General features: G+C 61.7%; 14 protein-coding genes. 10 read left to right on the top strand and 4 right to left on the bottom strand.

Features of this window, described 5'->3' with window-relative positions:
- Positions 1-226: 226 nt before the first annotated feature.
- The 4 genes from MF270_RS27275 to MF270_RS27260 form a co-directional block, all read right to left on the bottom strand.
- The gene (locus MF270_RS27275) at positions 227-949 is read right to left on the bottom strand and encodes a TniQ family protein (protein WP_238368764.1); all 723 of its coding nucleotides are present in this window, start codon (positions 947-949) and stop codon (positions 227-229) included.
- Positions 886-1,767: a TniB family NTP-binding protein gene (locus MF270_RS27270; protein WP_152467199.1), complete on the bottom strand. Its 882-nt coding sequence runs from the start codon at positions 1,765-1,767 to the stop codon at positions 886-888. Before MF270_RS27270 ends, MF270_RS27275 begins: the two co-directional genes overlap by 64 nt.
- Position 1,768: 1 nt before the next feature.
- Complete coding sequence (locus MF270_RS27265) at positions 1,769-3,403, bottom strand: Mu transposase C-terminal domain-containing protein (protein WP_152467153.1); 1,635 nt, start codon at positions 3,401-3,403, stop codon at positions 1,769-1,771.
- 245 nt (positions 3,404-3,648) lie between these two features.
- A complete protein-coding gene (locus tag MF270_RS27260) occupies positions 3,649-4,716 on the bottom strand; it encodes a hypothetical protein (RefSeq protein WP_152467179.1) in 1,068 nt (355 codons plus the stop codon).
- Positions 4,717-5,015: 299 nt separating this feature from the next.
- Between MF270_RS27260 and MF270_RS27255 the strand changes: the two genes are divergently transcribed.
- From MF270_RS27255 to MF270_RS27210, 10 genes are all read left to right on the top strand, one after another.
- On the top strand, positions 5,016-7,193 hold the full coding sequence (locus tag MF270_RS27255; RefSeq protein ID WP_093455102.1) for a ParB/RepB/Spo0J family partition protein: 2,178 nt from the start codon (positions 5,016-5,018) through the stop codon (positions 7,191-7,193).
- 126 nt (positions 7,194-7,319) lie between these two features.
- Positions 7,320-7,700 (top strand): DUF3768 domain-containing protein, encoded by a 381-nt coding sequence (locus MF270_RS27250; protein WP_093455101.1) that lies wholly within the window; start codon positions 7,320-7,322, stop codon positions 7,698-7,700.
- Between the two features lie 116 nt (positions 7,701-7,816).
- Positions 7,817-8,113 carry a hypothetical protein gene (locus MF270_RS27245; RefSeq protein WP_093455100.1) on the top strand — a complete coding sequence of 99 codons (297 nt, stop codon included), beginning with the start codon at positions 7,817-7,819 and terminating at the stop codon, positions 8,111-8,113.
- Between the two features lie 79 nt (positions 8,114-8,192).
- A complete protein-coding gene (locus MF270_RS27240) occupies positions 8,193-8,576 on the top strand; it encodes a DUF6878 family protein (protein WP_103911894.1) in 384 nt (127 codons plus the stop codon).
- Position 8,577: 1 nt separating this feature from the next.
- Positions 8,578-9,054, top strand: a complete 477-nt coding sequence (locus MF270_RS27235; RefSeq protein WP_093455098.1) for a DUF6915 family protein — start codon at positions 8,578-8,580, stop codon at positions 9,052-9,054.
- Between the two features lie 104 nt (positions 9,055-9,158).
- Entirely contained in the window at positions 9,159-9,806 is a 648-nt protein-coding gene (locus MF270_RS27230; RefSeq protein ID WP_093455097.1) for a hypothetical protein, read from the top strand.
- A gap of 50 nt (positions 9,807-9,856) precedes the next feature.
- On the top strand, positions 9,857-10,108 hold the full coding sequence (locus tag MF270_RS27225; RefSeq protein WP_036784147.1) for a type II toxin-antitoxin system ParD family antitoxin: 252 nt from the start codon (positions 9,857-9,859) through the stop codon (positions 10,106-10,108).
- Positions 10,101-10,400, top strand: coding sequence for a type II toxin-antitoxin system RelE/ParE family toxin (locus MF270_RS27220; protein ID WP_103911893.1), 300 nt, complete (start codon positions 10,101-10,103; stop codon positions 10,398-10,400). Before MF270_RS27225 ends, MF270_RS27220 begins: the two co-directional genes overlap by 8 nt.
- A gap of 126 nt (positions 10,401-10,526) precedes the next feature.
- The gene (locus MF270_RS27215; protein ID WP_093455095.1) at positions 10,527-14,924 is read left to right on the top strand and encodes a strawberry notch-like NTP hydrolase domain-containing protein; all 4,398 of its coding nucleotides are present in this window, start codon (positions 10,527-10,529) and stop codon (positions 14,922-14,924) included.
- A complete protein-coding gene (locus MF270_RS27210; RefSeq protein ID WP_093455094.1) occupies positions 14,921-15,967 on the top strand; it encodes a DUF7146 domain-containing protein in 1,047 nt (348 codons plus the stop codon). The genes MF270_RS27215 and MF270_RS27210 overlap by 4 nt, the downstream gene beginning before the upstream one ends.
- Positions 15,968-16,023: the final 56 nt, after the last annotated feature.

The raw sequence follows: 16,023 nt of genomic DNA, 5'->3' as shown, positions 1-16,023 counted from the left end.
TCGTTTGCGACGTCGCTATGCACGTGTCTTAGGGCCTCACAGCGAAATCCGGCAGGCGGTAGCAACCGGGTGGTTACTTTCGGCATTGAGTTTTGCCTTTAATTGCGAGATTCGGCTGTCATGGGGCCTTTGCTTCTCGCGTGCCTTTGCGCGATGTGATCGACCGCGGCTAGCAATCGATGCTCCTTCTCGAAGGCGCGCAAGAGAGCAACCTTGGCAAAGTCGTCTATGGCGGAGCTGACGATGGCTGCCTTAGCCAAGGATGAGATCGCGCGGCGGCGATTGCGGCAAGGCACAACAGCCTCACTTCCGGTCTGTGGCTCTGAAGAGCGAACAAGGGCTCCCCGTGGCAGCCCTTAAGTGACATGGCAAAGGTGACTGCGCGCATTGCGCGCCGAAGTTGCCTGGGGCCTTGCGATCGCGCGGCGCATTCAAGCATCCCTGCCCCGCGGCGCGCTCGGTATATCAGTTTGTCGGATATTGGTTCGTCACCGGCTTTGCCGAGGGTCTGCACAAGTCTCGTCCCGCAAACCCGACAGTCGAATGCCCAGGCCCGCCTCCAATGCCTGAGCGAAAGGCCCTCTCGGGAGCATTGCAGACAATGCTGGAATGGCATCTGGGCCGTCAGCGATGCTTCTCGTGGCGTCATTGCCGGAAAGGTCAAAGATCGCACGACATCTGGGGCGACCCGTGCGGCATTGGCAATCTTCTCTGCCGCAGCCGCGTCGATGCTGAAGTCCAAGGCGGTGCCATGCGTGGTATCGATTTCGATATGAGCCAGCAGTTCCGCGTCATTACAGTAGTTGGCCGCAGCCAACCGAGACAACCAACCTGACAACAACTCGTCTGGAAGCGGTGCGACAGTCTTTGGCAGCGGTCGCAGCGTCACACGCCGGTCTTCTCGAGCCGCCGATGGGCGTTCGCATGGCGCGACCAAACCGGCGTCCATTTTGCGATTGCGTCATCGGTGATGCATTCCTCACCGGTGACAATGGCCTCGATGGAAAGATCCTTGACTAGGGCGAAAATGCGCGAGGTCACCCCACCGGTCAGTGCAAGTATCTGCTTGAGCGACTTGACCTTCAGATTGGATTTTTTGTTGAGGGGCATTGCCGCGATGAGTGTCTGGATCATATCCGAGAACTCGGCATCATCGCGCCAGTTTGGCAGGTGATGTTCGTCCAGCCGCCTGGCAAGTTGGATATCACCACGGATGGCATCGACAGCCTCGCTGACCCCGAGGCAGACCAGCGACACTTCGAGTTCATTGCTGAGATACCGCAGAACATTGAGAAAGCGTCGCTGTTCGCGGTGGGTCCCGGCCAAAAGGTTGTGAACCTCGTCGATCATGATCATCCGCAGGCCAAGGTCACGCAGTAGCGCGATGACACGGACTTCGAGGGAAGCCACATTTTGAGCGCGGGCGCTCAGTGCCGTCGCCGGGGCGCCAACGGCGGCCAGGATATGCAGGTAAAACCGCCGTTCATCAGGTGCGGGCGGCGCTTGCAACAGCAGAAGCGGTGTGCGGGTGATGCCTGATGCCGGATCGTATTCTGGTGCGTACTTGCGCGACAGGTTTCGGGCAATCATCGTCTTTCCAATCCCGGAGGCGCCATGCACAAGAAGCCCAGGCATACGGGTTTGTCGTGGCGCTTCGATCATGCCCTGCAAGCGGTCCAACACCTGTTCCGCCCGTGGAAAGCCGATCCAGATATCCGATTGAATGAGGGCGATCCGGCCGTCTTCTTCAGTTGTCCCTGCCCTCAATTCACCATCTCTCCACCTTGAACAATGGGCGCGATGTATCACCCGTATCGATCGCGCGCAGCCCTTCGGTTGACGAGACGGCCGAGTTGGCGCTCTCCAATGTCCCTTTTCTTTCACGGGATCGGCGTTCGGCCTTCGTCAGGCCCCGGCTTTCAGTCTCGATCTGGCGTTGCTGGCGGATCAGCTCAGCCAGAACCAGCTCATTGGACCCGGACTTGCCAAGGGCCCGAGCCCTCCTCATGGCTTCGCGATATTCCCAGAGTGGCACGGGCGGAATTTCCAGATTTCTGTACCGCGCCTCAACAAATCGGCCATCGTCCAGTTCGACCCAGATCATTGAGATATCACGAGGATCGTAGCGAACGACCACCTTTCCATCCCCGCGCCCGATGTGGCCTGCAAGGGCATCGGACCAGTACCGTATCTGGAACAGATGGATGCCGTCACGCCTGATCTTGCGCAGTTCGCTCGGCAGGAAACTCACCTGAAAGGCTTCGATATCAAATGGGATATCGCCCGTCATTTGTTCTGAGAGCGCCTCCCATTTGGCAACGGGCGTGCAGCCAAGACTTGAATGAATGCTGTTGTTGTAACGGCAGATTTCCAAAGCAAACCAACGATCGAATTCGCTCAACGTCATCGTGGCCATGCCTTCGGCATCATAGTCGCCCTTGGTCGTGACCGAGGATTGCGTTGTGCCCGGCAGGAGGTGAACCGCCCCCATCATCGTCCCGATCAAACGTTCGATGTGACCTCCGAAGTGAGGACTTCCCGGCGGTCGATAGACCAGATCGATCCCCCATTCCGCACAGGCCGACCGAAAGGCCCGCGACCGGAAATCGCGGCCATTGTCGACATGGACACTCTGCGGTTTGCCTTGTGCGGGCCAAGGAATATTGCACGCCAATTCCGTCAGAAGTTGCGCCTTGGGGGCAACCGCCTGTGTCAGGCAAAGCGCCACAGACAGACGCGAAGGAGCCTCAAGAGAAGTGTAGTATCCGGTTACCATCCGCGTTGCGATGTCGATCGACAGCGTGACCCAAGGCCGGCCAATTGCTTGGCGCTCAAAACTGTCGACAAGAATAATGTCTGCGGGCGTATGGTCGATTTGCACGATTTCCAGAGGATGATTTGCCTTGTTTTCACCCGTGACCGGCGCAAACTTCTGGCGGGCCGCCTTTGCGCCCTCTCGTGCCTTCGCAACTTTGCGGGCATTCATTGCATCCAGACGACGCTGAACCGTCCGCCGCGTCGGTGGCTGCAGGCCCTGTTGCCAGCACGCGCTGCGGATTTCTGTCACGACGCGCGACAGGCTCGAACGCTCCCGGCGCAAAAAATAACGGCGAAGGTGCTCTTCGATCACCGCTTCGACTTTGCTGGATATCAAGATCGTCCCGGTCGGGCGGCCCCGTTTCCGCGGCGTCAGAGCGCTGGTGCGCCCACCCTCTTCCGCCAACCGCTTTACCCAACGCCAGACCGTCGCCCTGCTGACACCAAGCTCCCAAACGGCGTCATTGATGCCACTTTCCAGACTGCCAGTCCCTTTGAGAAAGGCCTGAACAAGGGGACGCAGCACCGCGGCCCTGCGCGCTTCTTCAGCACCAACGGCAACGTAGTCTTCGCCATCATCATCCATCGATATTTGCCGCAAATGTCTGTGAACCCTGTCTCAGGTTTAAGAGCAAAAATATCGGAATTAAAGGCAAAATCTCATATTTAAGGGCAAAGCACAGCTGTTGATTTCGTTGGATTTCTCATCTCACAATTAAGGGCCACGCGACACCACCCTTTGGCGACATCGATGAACGTAAGCATTGGCGATAAGCGCTCCTCCCTCAATGAACCGAGAAGGTCCCTGTCGCTGGATCTGATCACAACGGTCTAGTCCTTGATCCGCCACATCCTGAATCGTCCTTGTTGCGTCACTTCTCGGATCAGGCCTCTCTCTTCCATCCAGGCGAGGTTCCTTTGAACCGCCGCGCGACTTGCGCCTGTTAATGCCTCCGCCATCGGGGCTGACACCAAAGGCCATTCTGTCAACGCCGAACGAAGAGCCGCCGGAGTTCGCCCCGAAAGCTGAGACATGACTCCTTCCGCCCGAGCACTCCATGTCTCGGCATCGTCTAGATGCCGCATCGCCGTTAGAATTGCGCTGTTCATCCCATCCAACCAGCGGGTCAAGCGTTCGGGTGGCAAGCCCGAGACACGCAGCCCCCCTGCCCCGCCCATAGCTAGCGGTGCGAAGATGGCGCCGCTTCCGTCGCTGGCCGCGATCCTGGACGCGGTGACGGCGGCTTCGATCTGGTCGCCGTGCTGTCCGAGGCCCGCCAGGCTCCAGAGATGAAAGCCCATGCAAGCCCGCGTGATTGGGTGGAGTTCGGCAGCGGCGGCCATTACGTCCAACCATCCGCCCGCGCGATCTTCGAAACGCTCAGCGCTGTCTTCAATGTTCTCGGGATCGCGGCGATCCAGGAAGGCGGCCAAATCAGCCTTTGGTCCGGGACCGCCTGTCAGGCGCCGAACAGCCCATCCAACTCTTGCAAGGGCATTTGGGTCATCCTGTGCGCCCGAGAGCCGCATCGATATCCAGAGCGCCAGACGATCAGAACTCACCCGATCCCCTGAGAACCAGCTGAGGTTCGCTGCCTCGATCAAAGCGAGGCGATGCCGCCAGCCTTCCGGGCCACGCAGCAGCCGATCATCCAGAGCTCCTAAGCGTCCAGCCACCTTTGCCAGTCGCGCAGCGTGAACGCCTTCTGCCTTTGCCCAGTCATCGATGACAGCAGTGTCTGGCGGTTCTGCCCGTGGCCCGGGAGGTAAATCATCTGGTTCTTCATCGAGTGGTCCCGGCAGAAACCAGAGATCCTCTTCGTGAGCTTCTTCATCCTCCTCGATGGTGATGAGGGGGTCATCGAAATTATCTGTCAAAGCGGATGCTTGGGGCTTCATATGTGCAAAATACTGTTCTTTTGCACATTACCCAAGTGATTTTGTGGCGGTTGCCTTTGCTCTTTATATAGTATGCGCGCGCGACTGCCGGTGGAACCTCTCAGATCGCGCTCAGCGCAAGGAAACCAAGGGTTTTTGGACGAGCACGACGAGAGAGCACTTACTTGCATTCGTTTACAAACGGTCGATTGCTGACGTGTTTCGCAATTGCAAAGAGCCAGAGAAAGGGAAGCCCGTGTGCCGGGCTTGAAAGGAAAGAGAGAGCCTCTTCCGGGTCCGGCGCGACAAGGATCCTGACCATGGCCAAGACCAAAACCACGACGCGTTCGAAACCCGCCACCTCAAAGAAAACCGAAACCGCCGGATCGGCTGCGCCTGACGGCGCCGCCGACATCCGGATGATCCCGCTCGACCAGCTGGAGCCGAGCCAACTCAACGTCCGCAAAGTCGCCGCGAGCGCTAGCGACGACGCCGAACTCCTCGCCAGCATCCGCGAGACAGGCATCAAACAGAACCTAGTGGTTCATGCGCTGTCAGAGACACGTTTTGCTGTTGACGCCGGTGGCCGTCGCCTCAAATCGCTGAAACAGCTGGCCGAGGACGGTGTGATCCCCGCAGACCACCCGGTGCCCTGCCTCGTCGAGGACGAACGCAACGCCATCCTCACCTCCGCCACAGAAAACCTTCAGCGCGCAGCCATGCATCCGGCGGACCAGTTCGAAGCTTTCGACAAGATGATTGGCGAAGGGCGCAGCGAGGACGAAATTGCGCTGAAATTCGGTGTCTCCGTCGACCTGGTACGCCGTCGGCTGAAACTCGCCCGTGTCGCGCCCGAAATCATCGAGCGATTTCGCGCGGGGGATCTGACCCTCGAATGCGTGATGGCGTTTACGCTGACCGACGACCACGATCGGCAACTGGCGGTCTGGAACGCGGTGAAGGGCGGCTATCACATCCACCCGCAAAGCATCAAACGCCAACTGACCGAGACCGCGCATTCTGCGAACTCGGCCTTGGGGCGTTTCGTCGGCATCGAAGCCTATGAGGCGGCGGGAGGCGTTCTGCTGCGCGACCTCTTCGACGATCGCGCCAGCGCCCATATGGAAAACCCTGAGCTCCTCGAGCGTCTCGCCATCGAGAAGCTGCAGGCCGCGGCCAAACCCTTTGAAGGGACATGGAAATGGGTCGAGGTGCATCTCTCTGTGGATTACGGGGCGTTTCGCAGTTTCGGGCGTGTCTATCCGCAGGATATCGAACCCGATCCCGATCTGCTCGCCGAGGAAGAGCATCTCATCGCCCGCGAAGAGGAATTGGCGGCGCAGAATGACGGCGAGGATTGGACCGACGCCGAGACCGAAGAATACTACGCCATCGAGCCGCGTTTGCGCGAGATCGAAGCCCTGCAGCGCGAGCGGCAACCTTTCGCGGACGCAGATCGCGCCATTGCGGGCGTGGTTCTGACCATCGGTCATGACGGTGCGCTACGTGTCGAGAAAGGCCTGGTGCGGCCAGAAGATATCCCTGCTGCGGCCATGCCGGACGAAGATAGTGCTGATGCGGGTGATGCCTCCTCCCCCGCCCGCCCACATGTGACGCCGCCGACGTCCTCCACGCCAGTGCCGACCTCTGACCCCGCGGCCACGTTGCGCAAGGCGGACGGCATTTCGGCGAGCCTGGCGGATGATCTGCGTGCCACGCGCCAGCACATCCTCAGGGCGCATCTGGCGGCTGATTTCGAGGTGGCCTTCGATGCGATGCTCTACGCGCTCTGCGAACAGGCTTTGGGGCGGTCCTACGGCAACGAGGCACTCGACATCTCGATCCGGCCCTTCCAGGCGCAAGACCGCGAAGTGCTGCACGCGGACACCGTCGCCCAAAAAATGCTCGAGGCGCTGGAACAAGACCTCGCCACGGACTGGATGAAGCTTCAGAAACCCGAGGACTTCCGGACGATGTCGGCGTTGCCCATTGCGGACAAGCAGGCGCTTTTCGCCTGGGCGACGGGTCTCGCGGTCAAACCCCAGCTTTCCTCCGACAATCGTCCTTCCCCGATCATCGAGGAGATCGGCGCGCGGCTCGATGTTGATGTGGCTGCCTGCTGGCGCCCGACTGCCCAAAACTACTGGGGTCGGGTCAACAAGGGGCATGCGGTGGCCACGGCGCGCAAGCTGATCGGTGACGACTACGCCGAGGATCGCAATCGCGAACGCAAGGGCGATATCGCGGCCGCGATGGAGCGGGCGTTCGCAGAAGCGGCGAGCGAGACGGAAGGTTTCGACGCCGCGACGGTTGCAAAGACGACGCGGTGGCTGCCCGACGGGATGGTGTTTGCCGGTGCGACGGAGGCTGGTGCCGACACGGCAGGCGCTGCGCCGGAGACCGAGGAGGGAGATCTGTCCGCCGAAGATTCTCTGAGCGACGCTGAGAGCAATGAACCGTCGTCCTTGCCCGCCTTCCTGAGCGAGGATGCGGCCTGACGCGGCGAAAACCGATCCGATCATGACCTAAGCCTTGGGCCGTCCTCGCGCAGAGGGCGGCCCTTTCCCGCTGACGGGTTTCACGCAGCCGGTGTCTGATCGGCTGGCCCGTCCCGGAGAATTCTCATGACCACCACACTCGATATCGATCCCGTCAAGGAAACCGAATTGATCGCCGGGCAAAATGATGCCTTTCGTCGCTCCATTCTCAGGACCACCCCCGTCGCCGATGCGCCGCAGGGCCAGTTTGTCATGACCCGTGGTGTTGCAGCACTAGGGCCGGACGCCCAGCTCGCTCTCACCCGCCGCGTCGCTTCGTTTGACGCGTTCAACGCTGACAGTGACCCCCATGGTTGGCACGAGATGGGGGTCATCGACTTCGACGGGACCACGACCTGGTTCAAGCTCGATTTGTACGACGTCGACTATCAATATGGCTCTCCCGAGCCATCCGATCCCGCGCAAACCCGCCGCGTCCTGACCCTGCTTCTGCCGTCAGAATACTGACGCCCCTCTTCTTCAACATCACCTCGGATCGCCCTTGCACAAAGGGCGGTCCTTTCGCGCTGGCGGGTTTCCATGGGGCGCGATGGTCGCGTTCCGCCCGCCGCAGGAGACCAGAGATGGCCAAGACACTCGACTATCAGATCACCCTCTATCCCGCGCACCGCGACGGCGCCTTCGTCGTCACACAGTTCCAGATGATGGCGAATTACCCGGAAAAGCGCATCCAGGCCGCGGGCATGGACGACCTGATCGACCAAGTGACGCAGTTCGCGATGGAGCATGGCGAGAGCTGCAGTGCCTCAGTGCGCTGCCTCGCCCCGCGCAAACCGCCGGGGTTCAAGCGCGCGACTGAGAATCTGTATTTCAACCTGGTTGACCGGACGGGTGACGAACGCGGCGACGCCGCGGCTTGAAGCCCCCCGCAGGAAACCTCCTGGGCGATCTGATGCAAAGGTCGCCCTCCCCTTCCCTCAATTCCAAAGGATCGAAGACATGACACAAGTGAATGATTTTTACGCGCAGATGCTGGAAGCCCAGCAACGCGCCGCCGAACAGAGGGTTGTGACCCGCGTGGCCCTTCTCTCCGAACTGCGTGCCGTCGGCGTGACGAAGATCGAGGTGCAATACGAAGGCTACGGCGATTCCGGCAATATCGAAGATGTCGTCGTGACGCCAGACACGATCTCTCTCTCAGAAGAGTTGCGCCGCCGGGTCGAAGATTTCGGCTGGGACTTCGCCTATGCGCTCAGCCCCGGGTTCGAGAACAACGAAGGTGGCTATGGCGAACTGACCTGGGTGCTCGCGACTGACAACATCGATGTCAGTCATTCGAACCGCTACATCGCGACCAATACCACCGAACATGAGGGGCTTTGATATGGCACATCCCCTCCACCACGCCGAAAGCTCGGCCCGAAAGTTCGGAGGTGTTCCAGATGATTACCAATATGTGCACGATTGGTTCGACTCATCTAAGGAACACCTCGCACTTTTCACCCACCGAGCACATCGGCACCACACGCTCGGGATCTTCGAAGCTGAGCGTTTGTTTGGGCGAAGCCTGACCAACAGCGCGGGCCGGGTCGTGCCGATCCGCTGGATCGGCGAACAACATGTGCGCGAAGACTGCCAAGGGCGCATCCCGTCGCTGGCCGACTGGCTTGGACGCATCCAACCGGAACCGTGGATGGCCAACGGCCGGATCGACAACGACCCGACGCAGATCGGCAGCGATCCGCGCGCGGTCTGGAGCCACGCGGTGGCAAATCACCAGACCATTCTCGGCTTCGAGGAATGGCTGCTGAAGGTCTCGGTCGAACACGTTCAGCACCGCCAGAACCGCGCCGCCGCCTGATCCGACGGGCGGCAACCTCACCAACCAACTCATCACAACCAGATCGACTCGCCTGCGCCCAATCGGCCTGGCGAGTCGATTTCGTTCCAAGAAAGGACATCGACATGCACGACCCTGTCTATGAGGAGGCCTATCACGGCCACACCATCAAGATTTTCCATGACCCCGATCCCGAAAGCCCACGGGAGTGGTCGAACCTCGGCACGCTGATCTGCTGGCATCGGAGATACCGGCTGGGCGAAAGCCACCATTTCGCAAGCCCCGAGTCGTTTCTGCGCGATCTCGCGGGTGTCTCGGATCAGTGTGATCTCTCAATGGACCAGTTGCGCGAGCGCGCCGAGCGCAAGGCGATCCTTCTGCCGGTGTTTCTCTATGACCATTCCGGCCTCGCGATGAACACCATCGGGTTCCACTGCCCGTGGGATTCCGGCCAGGCCGGTTACGTCTATGTGTTGCTTGAGGCGGTTCGGAAGGAGTTCGATGTGAAGCGCGTCACCAAGGCACTGCGGGAAAAGGCAGCCGACATCCTGCGCGCTGAAATCGTCAGCTACGACGCCTATCTTGGCGGGCGGGTCTATGGCTATGTCATCGAGCGTGACGGCGAGGAGCTCGACGCCTGCTGGGGCTTCTTCGGCGACTATGAGCTGGACTGCCTGTCCGAGGCACGAGCGTTTGTAGACCATCTCGTTTTACAGGCGAGATCCAGAGCCGTCGCCGCCGAAGAACTGGGCGCAAGCCCACCTCCGAGTTGAAATGCGTGAAGTACTCATATATGTTATTCATGCGTATTTCGGAGGTGAACATGGCAAGCACAAGCGTCACACTGGGCCCCCATTGGGACGAATTCATTGCCCTGATGTTGAAGGAAGGGCGCTACGGGTCAACCAGCGAGTTGATCCGCGCCTCCTTGCGCCTGATGGAAGAACAGGAAGGTCAGCGGGCGCGGCTTCGCGTTGCGTTGATGGAGGGCAAGCAATCCGGCGACGCTGGTCCGCTCGATATGGATGCGATCAAGCGCGAGGCGCGGAGCCGCTCCGGCGCTTCTGATGCGTGACATCCATCTCTCTGAAGCGGCTAAATCCGATCTCGTCGATATCTGGGTCGAGACAGACCGACAGTGGGGCGCGGCGCAGGCGGACCGCTATCTCGACGACATCGAGCGTGCCCTGAAGGGGCTGATCGCCAATCCTCAAATGGGGTCGGACTGCTCCGATCTCCTGCAGGGTGCGCGTAAACTGATCACGGGCCGGCACCTCGTGTTCTATGAGGTGGACCCGGACAGGATATTTGTGATCCGGATCCTGCATCAATCGATGGACGTGCCTCGCCATCTGCGGCCGTCCTGACGCAGGGCAAATTCGCACCAGGGCTTTGCCATGAAAGAGCGAGAGACAGGGCGGGAGGGGTGACCCCTCCCGGGTGCGAGAGTGCGCGCGGGGCCTGGGGCCAACCCTCAACTCCGGAGATTGCCGATGAACGCTCACCCCCATTCCGTCCCGCTTGCATGTCTTTCAGAGGCCCCTGCCCTGCCCGAGGCTGCAGGCGTTGCTCAAAACCTGATGCAGGCTGCAAATGCCCTCGTCCCTTTGTTCGAGGCTGGCAAACCCATTGACGCCGCCGCTGTTCGCGCCGTGATGGAGGAGGCCTTCGGTGCCAGCGACACGAGCGGCGCCTGGGTTTGGAAGGACGCCTACGAGGCCGTCGAGGTTGCGCAAATCCTGATGCTCGCGCGCTATGGCGCGCTGATGCAGCGCCAGGCGGCCTCGCCGCAGGCCTTCCTCACCATGATCGAGCGGCTGGCCAGTCTGGCGCCCTCGCACACACGGCGTTCTGAAGATAGCGTCCGCCTGCAACAATTTTCGACCCCCCTGCCCCTTGCGGCGATTGTCGCGCAGGCGGCGGGGTTTCGCGAGGGCGACCTGGTGCTCGAGCCATCCGCTGGCACCGGCATGCTGGCGATCTTCGCCCGGACTGCAGGCGCGCGGCTTGTTCTCAATGAGCTTGCGGAAACGCGCCGTGCCTTGCTGGAACAATTGTTTCCGGATGCTGTTGTCTCGGATCACGATGCCGCCTCGATCGACGACCGTCTCGACCGCGCAATCACGCCCTCGGTCATCGTGATGAACCCGCCGTTTTCGGCTGCGAACCATGTCGAAGGTCGGTTTCGGCAGGCGACCAGTCAGCATGTTCTGTCCGCGCTGGCACGTCTTGCTCCGGGTGGGCGGCTTGTCATCATCACGGGCGAGAGCTTTCGGCCCTCCACCAAGAGTTTCCAGCCGACGTTTCAACGCATAGGCCAGAGCGCAGACGTGGTGTTTTCCGCCGCGATCGACGGCAAGGTCTTCGCGCGGCATGGGACCACGATCGACACGCGGCTGACGGTAATCGACAAGCGCGCGGCGGGCGAACGCGAGACCGCACCTGTCGAAATCGAGGCCGTCTATCATCCCATCTGCGCAACCACGGGCGATCTTCTCTCCGCAGTGCTCACCCATTGTCCCGCGCGCCGCAACCCCCCGCCCTGCCCTACCAGCGCGGCATTGTCTGTGCCGAACCGCCAGTCCCGCACCAACCTGTACGCTCTGCGTAACGCCGCCCGCAAGGAAACCCGCGCCCGCGCCGAGGAGCGCGCCCGGCATCCCTTTGATGATGTCGTGACGGCCCCGCTCGACTACCTGCCGAAAGCCTGGAGCGTACCGGGCGTCGCGCTGCAGGACACGGTTTACGAGACCTATAATCTTCAGGCGATGCGGATCGGCGGCGCAGCGGAGCACCCGACAGCACTTGTCCAATCCGCAGCCATGGCGTCTGTCCCGCCGCCCGTGCCGACCTATCGCCCAGTCTTGCCGAAGTCCCTTGTCGCTGACGGCCTCCTCTCCGCTCCGCAGCTCGAAAGCGTGATCTACGCGGGCAATGCACACGAGGCGCACCTGAAAGGCTGGTTCAAGCGCGGGGAGATCGAGGGTCAGCTTATGGCCGCGGCGGAGGGTGACGAAGGTGCCTTCCGTCTGCGCAAGGGCTGGTTCCTGGGCGATGGCACCGGCTGCGGCAAGGGGCGGCAGGTGGCGGGCATCATTCTCGACAACTGGCTCAAAGGGCGCCGCCGGGCCGTTTGGGTCTCGAAGAGCGACAAGCTCATCGAAGATGCGCGGCGCGACTGGATGGCCCTCGGGGGGCGTGAAAGCGATATCGTGCCGCTCTCGAAATTCCGCCAAGGGAGCGACATCCGCCTGCCCGAAGGCATCCTCTTCGTCACCTACGCCACGCTGCGCTCCGCCGAGCGGGAAGGCAAAGCCTCCCGTCTCGACCAGGTGACGTCCTGGCTCGGCGCAGGGTTCGACGGGGTCATCGCTTTTGATGAAAGCCACGCCATGGCCAATGCTGCTGGCGAAAAGTCCGACCGCGGCGACAAGAAGGCCTCACAGCAGGGCCTCGCTGGCCTCGCACTGCAAAACGCTGTGCCTGATGCACGCGTCCTCTATGTCTCGGCCACCGGGGCCACGGTCGTCGGCAATCTCGCCTATGCCTCCCGCCTCGGGCTCTGGGGCACTGGCGATTTCCCCTTCGTGACACGTGCAGAGTTTGTCGCCGCGATGGAGGCCGGGGGTATTGCCGCCATGGAGATGATCTCGCGCGACCTGAAGGCGCTCGGGCTATATCTGGCACGCTCGCTCTCCTACGCCGGGGTCGAATACGAGATGCTGGTGCACGACCTGACGCCCCCTCAGATCGCGATCTACGACAGCTATGCCGATGCCTACCAGATCATCCACACCAATCTTGAGGCCGCGCTTCAGGCGTCTGGCATCTCCTCCGAGACCGGCACGCTGAACGCCCAGGCAAAATCCGCCGCGCGTTCGGCCTTCGAGAGCAACAAACAGCGCTTCTTCAACCATCTCATCACCGCCATGAAATGCCCCTCGCTTATCCGCGCGATCGAGGCGGATCTGGCGGCGGGGCATTCTGCAGTGATTCAGGTCGTCTCGACCAGCGAAGCGGTGATGGAACGCCGTCTCGAGGAGATTCCGGCCTCGGACTGGGACGATCTGCAGGTCGATTTTACACCGCGTGAAAACATCATGGACTACCTGATGCACAGCTTCCCGACGCAGCTTTTCGAGCCCTACACCGACGAGAACGGCGATCTGCGGTCGCGCCCCGCCCTCGATGCTGACGGCAATCCCATCATCTGCCGCGAAGCGGAGCGGCGGCGGGACGATCTGATCGAGCACTTGGGTGCCCTCGCCCCGGTGCAGGGCGCGCTCGACCAGATCCTCTGGCATTTTGGCGGCGATGCGGTGGCCGAGGTCACGGGGCGCAAGCGGCGCATCGTGAAAACGCGCGAAGGGCGGCTCAAGGTCGAGAACCGCCCCGCCTCCTCCAACCTCGGCGAGACTCAGGCCTTTATGGATGACGCCAAACGCATCCTGATCTTCTCAGATGCAGGTGGCACCGGGCGCAGCTATCACGCCGACCTTGGGGCAAAGAACCAGCGCCTCCGGGTGCATTACCTGCTCGAGCCCGGTTGGAAGGCCGACAATGCCATCCAGGGGCTCGGGCGCACCAATCGCACCAATCAGGTGCAGCCGCCGCTGTTCCGGCCGGTGGCCACCAATGTGAAAGGCGAGAAGCGGTTCCTCTCCACCATCGCGCGCCGCCTCGACACGCTCGGGGCGATCACCAAGGGGCAACGCGAGACCGGCGGTCAGAACATGTTTCGCGCCGAGGACAACCTCGAAAGCCCTTACGCACGCGCGGCGCGGCGCCAGTTCTTCTACAAGCTGCGCGCGGGCAAGATTGACGCCTGCTCCTACGCCAAATTCCAGGAGATGACCGGGCTGACGCTCGATGACGCGGACGGCACGATGAAGGAAACCCTGCCGCCGATCCAGCAGTTCCTGAACCGCTGCCTTGCTCTGAGGATTGACGTGCAAGACGCAATTTTCGAGGCCTTCGGCGGGTTCCTCTCGGCGATCATCGAAGACGCGCGGCAGGCGGGCACGCTGGATGTCGGCCTCGAGACCCTGCGCGCGGAGAAGTTCGAGATCGTCGATCGCAAGGTCATCTTCGAGCATGAGGCGACGGGGGCGACGGCCACTGCGCTGACCGTGGAGCGCACAGACCGCAACGATCCTCTCGCCCTGCCCCGGGTCAAATCGATCTGCGCAAACACAGAGGGCGCGACGCTCTGCTGGAACACGACCTCCAAACGCGCGGCGCTGATGGTGAAGGCGCCCGCCTTCATGGACGAAGACGGTGTGCCGATCCTGCGGGTGAAACTGCTGCGGCCCATGGGAACCGAGATCCTCGCGGCCAGCGAATTTTCGACCTCGCATTGGGAGGAGATTGATGACTCGATGTTCGAACATCTCTGGCAGACCGAAGTCGCCGCCGTGCCGGAGTTCACCACCTCGAAGATCACGCTGATCTGCGGGCTGCTCCTGCCGATCTGGGATCGGCTGCCCGCTGACAACATGCGCATCTATCGCCTGCAGACCGAGGATGGGGAACGCGCCATCGGCCGTCTGGTCAGCCAGGATCAGCTTCTCAATGTCTACGCGCGCCTCGGTCTCGATTGTCAGATCGAGATGGCACCGCAGGAGGTGTTCGGCGCGGTGATGGACGCAAAGACGACCCTCAGCTTGCTCGGCGGTTACCAGTTGCGCCGGTCGCTCGTGATGGGGCAGCCGAGATGTGAGCTGATCGGCGCGTCCGGTGCGGCCCTGCCCGGTTTGAAGGCTTTGGGCTGCTTCACCGAGGTGATCCAGTGGAAGACGCGGGTGTTCATCCCGGTGGACGGCATTGACGTGCTGGCGCGCGTGCTCGGCGAGCATCCGGTTGGCGCAAACGCTGCGAATGCCGCCGCATGAACGCGCGGCGCAGCATCGCAGACCTCTCGGCCGATCTGGCAGATCGGGCCGAGAGCTTCTGCCGCCAGTATTTCCCCGAGGGGCGCAAGCAGGGCAACTATTGGCAGGTTGGCGATACCTCGGGGGCCAAAGGTCAAAGCCTCGCCATCCGGCTGCAAGCTCAAGGTGGGCGCAAGGCCGGATCCTGGGCCGACTTTGCGACGGGGCAATATGGCGATCTGATAGACCTGCTGCAGGAACGGCTTGGTTCGGTCACGCTCAAGGAAACGCTGAGGGAGGCGCAGTCCTTTCTCGGCGAGGCCCCCTGCGCTGCCGTACCTCGTGAAACCCGAAAGGCTGAGCGCCCGGATGCAGCCTCCAGCAAACGCATCGCGCGGGCGCGGAAGCTCTTTGCCGCAGGCAAGCCGGTCCTCGGCACTCTGGCGGCCACCTATTTGCAGGGGCGCGGGATCTCGCGCTTCGGTCCAGCGCTCCGCTATCACCCGCAGGTCTTCCTGCGCCACGGCGAGGACGGGCCTGATCCGCCGCACAGAGCCCCTGCCCTGCTGGCGAAGATCACGGACAATCGGGGCCAGATCACTGGCTGCGCGCGCACCTATCTCGACCCCTCCACCGGCGGTCTGGCCGCGATCGAGAACCCGAAGCGGATCCTTGGGCAGCTTCATGGCCATGCCATCCGCTTCTGGTCTGGCACCGGGCGCACTGATCTCATCGTCGGCGAAGGTCTCGAGAACACCCTTTCGGTTGGCACGGCTCTGCTTGAGTTCGACCTCGCGTCTTGTCTCACCGCCACCCATCTCGGCCTCTTCATCCCGCCGCCGGGGATCAAGCGTATCTGGATCGCGCGGGACAATGATGAAGCAGGACGCAATGCATCAAAGAGATTGCGTAACCAACTGGAATCGCGAGGAATTGCCTGTGGTGATCTCGTGCCGGCAATGGGCGATTTCAACGACGATCTGCGGGCACTTGGCAAGGATGCGCTGCGCCGGTCCCTTTTAGAGGCCATGAAAGCGCAAGGTCTGGAGATTGGGGGCGGATGACCGCCTGCCTACCCATTGATGTCCGACAGGGCAAAGGTTCCGCCGGTTCGATCTGA

The sequence above is a fragment of the Mesobacterium pallidum genome (assembly GCF_019966535.1).
Lineage (GTDB): Bacteria > Pseudomonadota > Alphaproteobacteria > Rhodobacterales > Rhodobacteraceae > Mesobacterium > Mesobacterium pallidum.
This window is presented reverse-complemented; position numbering and strand designations above follow the sequence as displayed.